General features: G+C 70.5%; 8 protein-coding genes. 2 read left to right on the top strand and 6 right to left on the bottom strand.

Annotated elements, in window-relative coordinates; all coding sequences use genetic code 11:
• Positions 1 to 199 precede the first annotated feature (199 nt).
• From CEK65_RS14835 to CEK65_RS14820, 4 genes are all read right to left on the bottom strand, one after another.
• Positions 200 to 1,690 (bottom strand): hypothetical protein, encoded by a 1,491-nt coding sequence (locus tag CEK65_RS14835; protein ID WP_226980591.1) that lies wholly within the window; start codon positions 1,688 to 1,690, stop codon positions 200 to 202.
• A gap of 90 nt (positions 1,691 to 1,780) precedes the next feature.
• Entirely contained in the window at positions 1,781 to 2,938 is a 1,158-nt protein-coding gene (locus CEK65_RS14830) for a glycerophosphodiester phosphodiesterase family protein (RefSeq protein WP_152182209.1), read from the bottom strand.
• A 209-nt stretch (positions 2,939 to 3,147) separates the two neighbouring features.
• Positions 3,148 to 4,044, bottom strand: a complete 897-nt coding sequence (locus CEK65_RS14825) for a glycerophosphodiester phosphodiesterase family protein (protein ID WP_152182208.1) — start codon at positions 4,042 to 4,044, stop codon at positions 3,148 to 3,150.
• Positions 4,045 to 4,067: 23 nt separating this feature from the next.
• Positions 4,068 to 6,566 carry a TonB-dependent receptor gene (locus CEK65_RS14820; protein WP_152182207.1) on the bottom strand — a complete coding sequence of 833 codons (2,499 nt, stop codon included), beginning with the start codon at positions 6,564 to 6,566 and terminating at the stop codon, positions 4,068 to 4,070.
• A 113-nt stretch (positions 6,567 to 6,679) separates the two neighbouring features.
• On the opposite strand from CEK65_RS14820, the gene CEK65_RS14815 reads away from it, so the two are divergent.
• Positions 6,680 to 7,801 (top strand): ROK family protein, encoded by a 1,122-nt coding sequence (locus tag CEK65_RS14815; RefSeq protein WP_152182206.1) that lies wholly within the window; start codon positions 6,680 to 6,682, stop codon positions 7,799 to 7,801.
• A 103-nt stretch (positions 7,802 to 7,904) separates the two neighbouring features.
• Here CEK65_RS14815 and CEK65_RS14810 read toward each other — a convergent pair whose 3' ends face one another.
• On the bottom strand, positions 7,905 to 9,236 hold the full coding sequence (locus tag CEK65_RS14810) for an MFS transporter (protein WP_152182205.1): 1,332 nt from the start codon (positions 9,234 to 9,236) through the stop codon (positions 7,905 to 7,907).
• Between the two features lie 98 nt (positions 9,237 to 9,334).
• On the opposite strand from CEK65_RS14810, the gene CEK65_RS14805 reads away from it, so the two are divergent.
• Positions 9,335 to 9,745, top strand: coding sequence for a Rap1a/Tai family immunity protein (locus CEK65_RS14805; RefSeq protein ID WP_043086288.1), 411 nt, complete (start codon positions 9,335 to 9,337; stop codon positions 9,743 to 9,745).
• Positions 9,746 to 9,832: 87 nt separating this feature from the next.
• Here CEK65_RS14805 and CEK65_RS14800 read toward each other — a convergent pair whose 3' ends face one another.
• On the bottom strand, positions 9,833 to 11,830 hold the full coding sequence (locus CEK65_RS14800; RefSeq protein ID WP_193314802.1) for an NADPH-dependent 2,4-dienoyl-CoA reductase: 1,998 nt from the start codon (positions 11,828 to 11,830) through the stop codon (positions 9,833 to 9,835).
• Positions 11,831 to 11,853 lie beyond the last annotated feature (23 nt).

Genomic DNA, 11,853 nt, shown 5'->3' with positions numbered 1-11,853 from the left:
CGCCCGGGTGCCGGCAATCTGAAGTCCGGCGGATCCGCCAAGATGGGCGGATCGAGAAGAGGCGCGAACGATAGGGGCCGGTTCCCGAATCGCAACTGAATCCCGAGTGTTGACAGGGTTCACATCTCGCTGTGTCGAGATGCCGTCGCGCCTGGCCGCGCGACGGCATTGTGCAACGCCGCACTGCGGCGCATGAGGCTCAGGGAAACTGCTTGCGCTGCATCAGCATGGCGTACACCTTCACCACCGGATCGGCGTGTCCGCTCAGTTGCGCCAGGCGTTGATCGCGATCCGGCCAACGCTGTGCCTGATCGGCGAGCACGCGCAGATCGCCGAACCAGGTGTCGTGATCGCGTGCGTAATACGGGCCGCTCAGCAGCGTGGCGAGCAGGTGCATGCCGCGGTCGCGCGCCGCGCCCGCCGGCGCGTACTCGAGATAGCGCAGCAGTTCGCGCAGGCGCGCGCGCTGCACGCGGCCGCTATCGTCGCTGGCGGCGGTCTGCTGCAGCACGCCGTGGTCGAGTTGGTCGAGGAACTCGATCGATGCTTTTTCCGTGGCCGCATCGCCTGCACCAGCAGCCGCATCCAGCAACTGCGTGCGGATGTTGTAGCCGGCCTGGCGGATCAGCGAGATCGCATCGGCGTCGATCGACTGCGCGGGGAGCTGCGGTGCCGGCACGATGCGCTCGGCCGGCAGCTCGGCGACGAAGCGCTGTTCCAGCAGCCAGTGGTTGCCGAGCACGCTGGAAGCGCAGCGCGTCTGCGCAAGATGCGCGGCGACGTAGCCGCGGTAGGCAGCGTGCAGGCGCTCGCGCAGGGCGCTGTCGGACATTTGTTGCAGCACCAGCGGCATATCGCCGGCCACGCTGAGTTCGGTGGCGGTGAAACCGGCATCGTCGCCGCGGATGCGTTCGAACATGCGCACCAGGCTGTCGCCGAGCTGTGCCTGTCCCGCAGTGTCCAGCGGCGCCGCGGCGAGCGCCATCTTCAGCGCCGGGGCGGTGTCGGTTTCGTGTTGCGCCGCGTCCACGCGTGCGGCGATTGCGCTCGCGCGCGCTGCCGGTGACGCCGGCTGCAATGCGCTGGCCAACGCATAGGTCGGGCTGGGATCGTCGAGATAGTCCGCATCGCAACTGCCGGCGTGCGGCGTCGGCAGCGCGGCGAACAACGCCTGAACCTGCGCTGGCGTGGCGTGTTGTGCGGCGCGTGTCTGCAGCGTCAGCCGATCCAGACCAGCGGTGCGCGGTGAGCGAAGTTCGTCGTCGTGCTCTTCGTCGATGCTGCCGACGCGGGCCAGGCCTGGCATGCGCCGTTGCGCGCGCTCGGCCAGTGCCACGGCCTGTTGGGTCAGCCGTTGCGCGGCAGCGGCCCGGTTGCCGTCGGCTGGAAGATCGGCGGATGCAGCCAAGCGCAGCAGCACATCGGCCTGGAAGTCGGCAGGCAGCGCCTGCGCCGCGGCCAGCACCGCACTCGCAGGTGGCCCGGGCACGGCGCTACCGTTCATCGAAGCGGCACCAGTGGACGGCGGCGTCTGCGCACTGGCCGGGCCGGCATGCGGGTGTGTTGCGAGGGAAGCCGGCGCTGCGGGTTGCGCGCCGTGGGCGGTGGCCGCGCGTTGCAGCAGCGGCACGCACGCGCCGGCGACCAGCAGCGCGAGAAGCAGATGACGGGGACGTGGGGCGGAACGCATGGGAACTCCTGAAGGCGGGCGACGGACTGCACGGCGCATGGGCGCCGTGCAGGACCGGGGAGCGCACTCCCCGGCGCGACCAGTCAGTGGTCAGTTGTAGCGCGCGGTGTTGCGCGGCACGTTGGCGCGGATCACCCCGAGCGGATCGTCGGTGATGATGCTGGTGAAGCCGGCAGTGACCTGTGCGCGGAAGTCCGGACGGTCGTCGGCGGTCTCGTTGCCGAAGTACTTGGTACGGGTCAGGTAATCGTCGAGCGAGGCACAGCAGGTGCCGTTGCTGCGCACGTAGTGCTGGCCGTCATGGCTGCTGAGGCGGTACTCGGGCACCGGCGAGAACGCGCCGATCGCGCGTTTCTGCGCCTGGTTCTCGGCCAGCAGTTCGGCGGTCGGGTCGCCGCGGCGGGGCTGCTTGTTGCCGATTTCCAGCCAGGCGAAGCCGTTTTGGCGACGCGCCTCGTTGATCCAGGCGTTGACCCGGCACGCCGGCGTGTCGCCGCGCCCCGAGCCGCACTCGCCGACGTAGCCGCCATCGGCCAGCCTGTCCATGTCGCCGGCGTAGATGGTCGGCGCGAATGGCACACCCTTGGTGAAGCGGGTGATCTCGCTGGGCGTCTTCGGCAGCAGCGAGGCGCTGAATTTCAGCACCACCTGGTTCTCCATGCGGAACGCGTGGACCTGGTCGGCCGCGCGCGAGACTGCATCCAGGTTCTTCAGATCAAGCACCACCACCATGTGGTTGGCGTAGGTCACCACGGTGTTCAGCGCCTTGGCCAGCGAGGTCGGATTGTCGTTGGTCTTGGCGAAGTTCTTGTCGCGCAGGAACGAGTTGACCAGATCATGACTGGTCAGGGTGCTGATGTCCGGATTCCAGCCCTTCGGATTGGTTGCCGGCTGGAAGATATAGAAGCCGGGTTCGTGATACACCACGCGACCGGCGTTCTGGTCGTGGAACAGCCAAAGGATGCCGTCGGAGGCCTGCTTGACATCGAGTTCGATCGCTTCGATGTTGTTGTTGTAAGTGCTGAGGATCGAGCAGGTGGAGTTTTCCGCGCAGCCGTCGCCGACCAGGCCGCGGTGCGAAATCACCACGACATCGGCGTGGCTGCCCTGGTAGGGGGCTTTCATCACGTTGAGGATATGTTGCGGGTTCCAGTTGCTGGCGGCCGACGCCATGCCGGACAGCGTGGCCAGCGACGCGCAGGCCAGCGCCAGGGCGAGAACCTTGGCGGGTTTCTTGGGCAGTTTCATGTGCTCTCTTCCGTTCGGGGTTGATGGAATGAAGTGAAGCAGCGCAGCGCGCGGCAACCGCCGCGCCCATGGACGCGGTTGTTTGCAGCGCAATGCTCGAAGCGACGGGCATCGTCCTGGCGTTGCATGCCACCCGTCTGAAACTGGACTCCTGGCGACACCCCGCGTGGGCCACCGCGCGGTGTCGCCGGGATTTGGACCGAGGCCGGCTACCGTGGCGTGTCCGCGCCGTGCAGGTAGCGTTGCAATGCCAACGGCTCGTCGGTTTGGATCATGCTGACGCCGTGCTTGCGCAGCCCACCCCAGACCGCGGCCGGATCGCGCAGCGCGCGCTGGTCGGTGTAGTTGGCCGACAGCCGCATCGGCCTGCCGCTGGCGATGTCGTTGGTCATGGTGTTGACGAACAGGCGCGCGTGCGGCGCCAGTTCGCGCTGCGCGATGTCCAGCACCACCGGGTCGTCGAACATCAGCTGCACCACCGCCGGCTGCAAGCTGACGGCGCGGCGCAGGGCCTGCTCGGGCGGCAGCGTCGATTCGCGCTGCAGGTACAGCGCCTGCACCGCGATGTCGGCCTTGCGCGCGCGCTGCAGCACCGCTGCGGGCACGTCCAGCGGCACGTTGAGCAGCACGTCGCGTTGCGCGCCGGCCGCGTCCACCGCGTCGATCACCTGGTCCAGCGCCGCGGCCTTGACGTCCAGGTTCACCAGCACCTTGCCGCGCGCCACGGCCAGCGCCTGCGCCAGCGTCGGCGGATGCCGCGCGGTGAGCGTGCTGTCGCGGCCGCCACCCCGGCTGCGCACGCGCAAGGCGGCGATCTGCGCCGCGTCCAGATCGGCCACCGCGCCGTGCCCGTCGGTGGTGCGGTCCACCGTCTCGTCGTGCATCAGCACCAGCGCGCCGTCGCGGGTGGTGCGCACGTCGATCTCGACCATGTCCACGCCGCGCGCGATGCACGCGGCGATGCCGTCCAGGGTGTTCTCCGAGGCGAACGTCCAGCAGGCGCGGTGCGACACCACCAGCGCCGGCCCATGCGGGTCGCGCAGCCGGTCGGGCAGGCTCGGCGTTGCCGCCATGGCCAGGACCGGCATCGACAGCACGGCGCTCATCAGCAGTCTCCGGCAGCGCATGCTCACCATCTCCAGGTCAGCGACGTGTTGTAGTTGCGGCCGAAGATCGGCCGCGCGTAGATCGCGTCGGCGGTGCCCTGGCCGGACAGCGTGTCCACGCGCGCATTGCCTTCGGTCAGGCCGAGCGCGTTGCCGACGTTGGCGGCGTGCAGCTGCAGCTCCAGGTGCTCGCTCAACCGCGCGAACAGGCCAAGGTCGTAGGTGGTGTAGGCGGGCAGGGCGGTGGCATTGGTGTAGTCCACATAGCGCTGACCCATGCGATAGGCGGTGGCCGACAGTTCCAGCGGCCGGCCGTCGATGTCGAAGTACAGGGTCGGGCTGATCGACGCCATGAACTTCGGGATGCGCGAGATCTGCTTGCCGTCCAGGTCGCCGTAGCTGAGGCCGGTGGTCGCGTTGCTCAGGCCACGCGTCTGCGGATCCTGCAGCGTGGCCGAACCGGTGATGCCGAACAGCGGCAGCGGCCGCCAGGTGAACTCCGATTCAAGGCCCAGGGTGCGGGTCTTGCCGACCAGCGCCAGGCTCTGCACCGCACCGCTGCCGTCGAGCACGATGGCGCTGATCGACAGATCGTTGAAGCGGCTCCAGAAGCCGACCGTGGAGAACGAGAAGGTGTCGCCGAAGCTGCCGCGCAGGCCTGCCTCGGCTTGGTCGATATCGGTGACGTCGGCGTGTTGGGTCTGGTAGACGTTCTGCAGCCGCGGCAGGCGCTGCGACTGGGTGTAGCGGGCGAAGGTCTGCAACTGCGGGGTCAGCGCGAACTCGGCACCGAGCGTCCACTGCGTGGCATGGCGATGATCGGTGCGCGGGCTGAACGCACCGCTGAGCCCGCCGACGTTGTCGTCGGCGAGCGTGGTCGGATCGCCGAGATTGCGCGTGGTGTTGGCGTAGACGCCGCCGTTGGCGTTGTAGCGGGTGTAGCGCACGCCGGCATCCAGGCCAAGGCGGCCGAAGCGCACCGAGTCCCACAGGTACGGCGACAGGTAGGTGCCGTTGGCGAAGCCGCGGGTGACGCCATTGCCGTAGCGCACGAAGCCGTTCTGGGTGACCGAACCGACCACGTTGCCGGCGGCGTCGTAGGCCAGCACGTCCAGGCGCTGCGCGTTGTTCTGCAGCGTGGTCAGCACGGTGTTCTGCAGGCGGTCCTGGCGGTATTCGAAGTGCTGCACGTCGAGGCCGGCGGTGAGCGTGTGCTGGCCCAGCGCCGTGTCGTCGAACGCCTTGCTCAGGCGCAGGTCGTCGGACAGCGTGCGCAGATGGGTGCGCGCATTCCACAAGCCGCTCTCCAGCACCAGGCCGTTGGCCGCGGCTGGATCGTAGGCGGCGCCGTTGCGGCTGGCGACGTAGCCGACCCGCGCCACCCGCGTGCCGAAGCCGCTGCGCGCACGGCCGAGCTGGGTGTTGAGATAGGCGCCGGCGTCGTAGGGCGCGGCGCCGGAGAACAGCGCGGTGTAGTCCACCTCCGCATCGACGAAGCGCATGCGGTTGTTGAAGGTCAGGCCGTTGCCCAGATCCCATTCCAGGTGCGTGCCGAGTTGCTTGACCTTGCTGTGGATGCCGTCGGCCAGGTCGAGGTTGCGCGCCAGCGGGCCGTTGCCGTCGAAGCTCAGCGCGGTGGTGTGGCGCAGGTCGTTGGACAGCAGGGTGCCGTCCAGCGGATCGATCAGCGCCGACAGCGATTGCGACGGGTTGCGCGGGTCGGCCAGCGGGATCGGGTTGTAGAAGGCGGTCCGGTCGTTGAGGTACTTGGCGTCGACGTCGAGGATCGCATCGCCCATCAGGAAGGTCAGGTTGCCGCGCAACTGGCCGCCCTGGTCGGCGGTGTAGCCGGTGCGGCGCAGACCGTCGTCGCTGCGGTGGTAGCCGCCGATGCTGTACAGCACGTTCTCGCTGAGCGGGCCGGCGCTGTAGGCATCCTCGCGGCGCAGGCCGTCGCTGCCGACGCTCATGCGTACCGCGCCCTCGGGGGTGGCGGTGCCGTGGCGGGTGATGGCATTGACCGTGCCGCCCGGCGCGTTGGTCGCGAACAGCGGCGAGGTGCCGCCGCGGACCACTTCCAGGCGCTCGGTCATCATGTCCAGCGCGAACAGGGTGTCGACGTTGAAGAAGCTTTCCTGCGGCTCGTCGAACAGGGTCAGGCCGTCTTCCTGGTACTGCACGTAGTACCAGCCGCCGGCCGGCAGGCCGCGCACGTAGAGGTTCTGGCCGCCGCCCTGGCCGCCGGAGGGTTCGGCGGAGAAGCCGGGGACCGCCCGCAGCATGTCCACGCTGCTGCTCGGGGTGCTGCGCTCCAGGCGTTCCTTGGACACCACGCTGATCGCGAAGGGGGCGTCCTTCTGCGACTGGCCCTGCGGCGTGCCGGTGACCACGATCTGGTCCAGCGTGGTGGTGGCGTCTGCCGGGGGTGCTGGCGCGTCCTCGGCATGGACGGTCGCGGCGCTGCCGAGGATGGACGCGAGCGCCAGTGCCAGCAGGCTCGGGTGCGGATGAACGGTACGCATGAAGACCCCCAGTAAAAGAATGTGTGGTTAATACTATTTGCAATGTATGAAAATTGGATGTCCACGTGCTAGGTTGTTGCGGTTCGTGCATCCATCACGCTTTGCGTCCGCCTATGCCGCATTCCGATTTCCCGCCGCGCGTCAGTGCCGGCGGCCGCCAATTGCTCGATCGTGTGTTCAAGACCGGGGTGCAGACCCAGGCGGCGCTGAGCCGCGACCTGGATCTGTCGCAGCCCACCGTGGCGCGCCTGCTGCAGGGCTTCGTACAGGACCGCATGGTCCAGCTCAGCGCCCGTGCCGCCGAGGGGCGCGGCAATCCCAGCGTCGATGTGCGGCTGGCGCCGGATTACGCCTACGCCTTCGGCATCGGCCTGATGGGCGACGTGGTGGCGCTGGCGCTGGTGGATTTCGCCGGCACCGTGCGCGGCCAGCGCCGCGTGGGCCTGGCCGATATGCGCCGCGCGCCGGTGCTGGCGCAGTTGCAGCGATTCCGTGCGGAGCTGCTGGCCGAGACCGGCGTGGACCCGGCGCGGGTAGTCGGCATGGGCATGGCGATTTCGGCGTTCTTCACCGGGCAGGGCCGGCAGATGGCCGGGCCGCCGGCGCTGGAGGACTGGACCCAGGTGGACCTGGTGCCGATCCTGGAAGAAGCCCTGGGCTGCGCGGTCACCATCGAGAACGATGGCGCGGCGGCGGCGGTGGCCGAGAGTCTGTACGGGGTCGGCCGCGACTGCCGCGACTTCGTCTACCTGCACCTGACCAACGGCTTCGGCGGCGGCATCATCGCCGATGGCCGGCTGTTCCGCGGCCACCGCGGCAATGCCGGCGAGTTCGGCGGCATCTGGACCGTCGGCGGCATGGCCTATCCGAACCTGGACGCGCTGCTGTCGCTGGTGCGGGCCGCCGGCCAGGACTACGCCGGAGTCGAGCAGATGCTCGGCGCGATCGACGCGCACACCCCGGGCGTGGACGCCTGGCTGGACATGGCCGAGGCGCCGTTCTCGCAGTTGTGCGCGTATCTGGCCTATGCGCTGGATCCGCAGGCGATCGTGATCGGCGGGCGCCTGCCGGCCGCGATCGCGCAGCGCCTGATCGAGCGTATCCGCATCCCGCGCGCGCCCAACCGCCACGGCCTGGCGCCGCCGCTGCCGCAGTTGTGCATCGCCCGCACCGTCGGCGACGCGGTGACCCTGGGCGCGGCGTTGATGCCGCTGCAGCGGGCGTTTTTCGCCTGAGACATGCAGCGGCGGGCGCAGTGCGTCGCGCCGCGGTGCAGGTGTTGCTGACCAGACGCTAGCCCGCGTTGCAGCGCGGTGGCGTCGACCGTGCGCCGCTGTCTCAGCCGCTGCTCGCGTTCGTCGCCAGGCCGGCACCGATCGGATGCGATCGCCGGCGTCCCGTCAACAGCGCCAGCAGCAGGCATAGCGCCCCGCACAGCAGCGGGCCGGCCGCCATCGCCCAGCACAGCAGCAGGCAGTGCCCGTCGCGGTAGGCCAGCGCATCCAGCAGCACGCCGATCAGTACCACCCCGGCGGCCAGCGCGATCTGTGCGGCGGCGGTCAGCGCGGCGAAGCACAGCGCATGCTCGGCGACCGCCCGGGTGGCTGTGTACTGCGCATGCCAAGCCCACACCAGTTGCCCGCCGCTGCCGCCGATGGCGCCGATGCAGGCCGCTGCGGCCAGGCTCAGCAGCGGCTGCGCCGGCAACGCCAGGGCGAACAGCGGCGCGCACAGCAACAGGGCGCCGCCGAGCCAGGCCAGCCGTTGCGTCGGCGTGCGCTGTCGACCCCAGCGCGCGGCCAGCGGCTGCACCAGCACCGTGCCAAGCGCGTAGGCGATCAGGACCGCACTGCCCCAGCCGGGCGAGAGCAGGCCGTAGGCGGCCACGTACGGGGCGAGCTTGGTGAACGCGGGCAGGGTCAGCGAGACCGCTGCGATCAGTGCCAGCGGCTGCCAGGGAATCGCGCGCCACGAGGGCGCTCGGTCGATCGCGAGCACAGCCGTGGCGTCGGCCGGGGCAGGGTGCGCATTGGCGTGATGGCGCAGCGCCCGCTGCAACTGCCAGGCGCACAGCATCGCCACCGCCGCCAGCACCGCGCTGGCCTGCAGCGCCAGGCTGCCGCCATCGGTCCCGCGCGCCAGCACCGCACCGACCACGCTGCTGATCAGCAGCGCCGCCGCGCCGCTGCCGGCCAGGCGCAGCGCACTGGCGCCGTCGTGGCCGCGCCAGGGCCACTGCGCCAGGCTCAGCAAGGTGTTCTGGGCCACGTCGCAGGCGGCGTAGGCCAGCCGGAACAGCAGGCTCACCGCCAGCACGTAGCCGAGTCGCCACGGCGGCGGCAGCAAGGGTGCGGCGAACACCAGCAGCAGCGCCAGCGCCGCGGCGGCCAGGCCGTGCCATTGCAGACGCCCGGCGCTGCGCACGTCGCGCAGGCGCCGGCGCAGGCCCCAGCCGGCGCCGAGGCCGATCGCGGCGCTGAGCAGCAGGCCCAGCGCCAGCACCAGCCCGGCCGTGATCGCGCGCAGCCCGGCATGTTCGGTCAGCGAGTAGATCAGCAGCAGTTCGCCGGCGTACCACAGCAGGCTCTTGCCGAAATGCGCGCCGGCATACGCCGCCAGCGCCGTTTGCGGCAGGCGGGGCAGGGCGGGCAGGGGCGAGGCGGGCGGCATGCCCAGGCTTATAGCCGCGCGATGCGACAGCACCAAGTCCGCCGCGCCGGCTTGCTAGGATCGAAGGCGCTGGTCCCCGTCGTTCGAGGAGTTCGCCGATGTCGCTGTCATGGTCATGGCCCCGGTTGCTGTGCCTGTGTCTTGCCGCCTTCGCTGCGCCTGCCGTCGCGTCCGTGGCCGCGCGCCCGCAGGCGGTGTATCAGCTGTCCGCCGCCGACCTGTTGCGTCTGCTGCGCGGCGATGCGCAGGCCGCGGCGACGCCGCTCGCCGGCAGCGCCGAGCAACGCCGCGCGCAGGCCGGCACGCTGGCGCGGCTATACATCGCCGGCGTCGCCGACGCCAGCGAAGGCAGACAGTGGTGCGCCGGCGCGCAGGGCGTGCTGACGCACGAACTGGTCGATCGCGTGTTCACCGCGCTCGCCGCGCTGCCGCCGGCGCAGTTGCGGCAGCGCGCCGCGGTTCCGGTGGAGCAGGCGCTGCACGACGCGTTCCCCTGCGCGGCGCGTTGAGCGTCACAGGCCCGTCGGTGACGGGCGCCGGGCCTGACTGCTGCGGGCGACCTGGGCTTGCGCGTGCCGGGATCGAGAGCGATCGCCCTACAACTGCGCCGCCAGCCGGCTGCCCTGGGCGATGGCGCGCTTGGCGTCCAGTTCGGCGGCGACATCGGCACCGCCGATCAGATGCGCGCTGCGGCCGGCGGCCTGCAGCGCCGCCTGCAGGTCGCGCCGCGGTTCCTGGCCGGCGCAGACCACCACGGTGCCCACCGGCAACAGTTGCTCGGCGCCGTCCACGCGGATGCGCAGGCCGCTGTCGTCCACGCCCAGGTATTCGACGCCGCCGAGCATGGTCACGCCCTTGGCCTTGAGCGTGGCGCGATGGATCCAGCCGGTGGTCTTGCCCAGCCGCGCGCCGGGCCGGCCCGGGCTGCGCTGCAGCAGCCACACGCTGCGCGCCGGCGGCTCCGGGCGCGGCTTGCACAGCGCGCCGCGGCCTTCGAACTGCGGGTCCACGCCCCATTCGGCCATCCACCGCGCCGGGTCCAGCGCGGTCGACGCACCGGCGTGCACCAGGAACTCGCCGACATCGAAGCCGATGCCGCCGGCGCCGATGATCGCCACCTTGTCCGCCGCCTGTACCCGGCCCTGCAGCACGTCCAGATAGCTGACCACGCTGGGATGATCGGCGCCGGGGAAGTCCACCGCGCGCGGCACGATACCGGTGGCCAGCACCACCTCGTCGAAGTCGGCCAGCAGCGCCGCATCGGCGGTGGTGTGCAGGCGCAACTCCACGCCGGTGGCGTCGATCTGGTGGCGGAAGTAGCGCAGCGTCTCGTGGAATTCCTCCTTGCCGGGAATGCGCTTGGCCACGTTGAACTGGCCGCCGATCTCGCTGGCGCTGTCGAACAGGGTGACGCGGTGGCCGCGCTGCGCGGCCACGGTGGCGCAGGCCAGGCCGGCCGGGCCTGCGCCGACCACGGCGATGCGCTTGGGCGCGCGGGTCGGCAGGTAGTTCAGTTCGGTCTCGGCGGCCGCGCGGGGATTGACCAGGCAACTGGCGGTCTTGTTCTCGAACACGTGGTCCAGGCAGGCCTGGTTGCAGGCGATGCAGGTGTTGATCGCCTGCGCCTGGCCGCGCTGCGCCTTGTTCGCCCATTCCGGGTCGGCCAGCAGCGGCCGCGCCAGCGACACCATGTCGGCGCCGCCGCCGGCCAGGATGCGCTCGGCCACGTCGGGCATGTTGATGCGGTTGGTGGCGATCAGCGGCAGCCGCACGTGCGGCTTGAGCTTGGCGGTCACCGCGGCGAAGGCCGCGCGCGGCACCGAGGTGGCGATGGTCGGCACGCGTGCTTCGTGCCAGCCGATGCCGGAGTTGATGAGGGTCGCGCCGGCGGCCTCGATCGCCTGCGCCTGCAGCACGATCTCCTGCCAGTCGCTGCCGTCCTCGACCAGGTCCACCAGCGACAGCCGGTAGACGATGATGAAGTCCGGTCCGCAGGCGGCGCGGATGCGGCGCACGATCTCCACGGCGAAGCGCATGCGCTTGGCCGCGTCGCCGCCCCAGGCGTCATTGCGGCGGTTGCTGCGCGGGGCGATGAACTCGTTGATCAGATAGCCTTCCGAGCCCATCACCTCGACGCCGTCGTAGCCGGCCTCGCGCGCCAGCTTGGCGGCATGGGCGTAGGCATCGATCTGGCGTTCGACGCCGCGCGCCGACAGCGCACGCGGGGTGAACGGATTGATCGGCGCCTTCAGTTTCGACGGCGCCACCGACAGGGGGTGGTAGGCGTAGCGCCCGGCGTGCAGCAGTTGCAGGCAGATCTTGGCGCCATGCGTGTGCACCGCGGCGGTCACCTGCCGGTGCGGGCGCACTTCCCATGGCCAGGACAGCTTGCCGCCAAACGGTTTCAGCCAGCCGACCACGTTCGGCGCGAAGCCGCCGGTGACGATCAGGCCGACGCCGCCGGCGGCGCGCTCGGCGAAGTACGCGGCCAGTTTGGGGAGGTCGCGGGCGCGGTCTTCCAGGCCGGTGTGCATGGAGCCCATCAGGATGCGGTTGCGCAGCTGGGTGAAGCCCAGGTCCAGCGGGGCGAACAGGTGTGGGTAGGCGGCGGGGGTGG

Origin of the sequence: Xanthomonas sp. LMG 12459, from assembly GCF_009192905.1 — a bacterium.
GTDB lineage: Bacteria > Pseudomonadota > Gammaproteobacteria > Xanthomonadales > Xanthomonadaceae > Xanthomonas_A > Xanthomonas_A sontii.
This window is presented reverse-complemented; position numbering and strand designations above follow the sequence as displayed.

Bases quoted from the DNA above. Each gene is read 5' to 3' on its own strand.
- CEK65_RS14835 (WP_226980591.1), bottom strand. From the start codon at position 1,690: ATGCGTTCCGCCCCACGTCCCCGTCATCTGCTTCTCGCGCTGCTGGTC.
- CEK65_RS14830 (WP_152182209.1), bottom strand. From the start codon at position 2,938: ATGAAACTGCCCAAGAAACCCGCCAAGGTTCTCGCCCTGGCGCTGGCC.
- CEK65_RS14825 (WP_152182208.1), bottom strand. From the start codon at position 4,044: ATGAGCGCCGTGCTGTCGATGCCGGTCCTGGCCATGGCGGCAACGCCG.
- CEK65_RS14820 (WP_152182207.1), bottom strand. From the start codon at position 6,566: ATGCGTACCGTTCATCCGCACCCGAGCCTGCTGGCACTGGCGCTCGCG.
- CEK65_RS14815 (WP_152182206.1), top strand. From the start codon at position 6,680: ATGCCGCATTCCGATTTCCCGCCGCGCGTCAGTGCCGGCGGCCGCCAA.
- CEK65_RS14810 (WP_152182205.1), bottom strand. From the start codon at position 9,236: ATGCCGCCCGCCTCGCCCCTGCCCGCCCTGCCCCGCCTGCCGCAAACG.
- CEK65_RS14805 (WP_043086288.1), top strand. From the start codon at position 9,335: ATGTCGCTGTCATGGTCATGGCCCCGGTTGCTGTGCCTGTGTCTTGCC.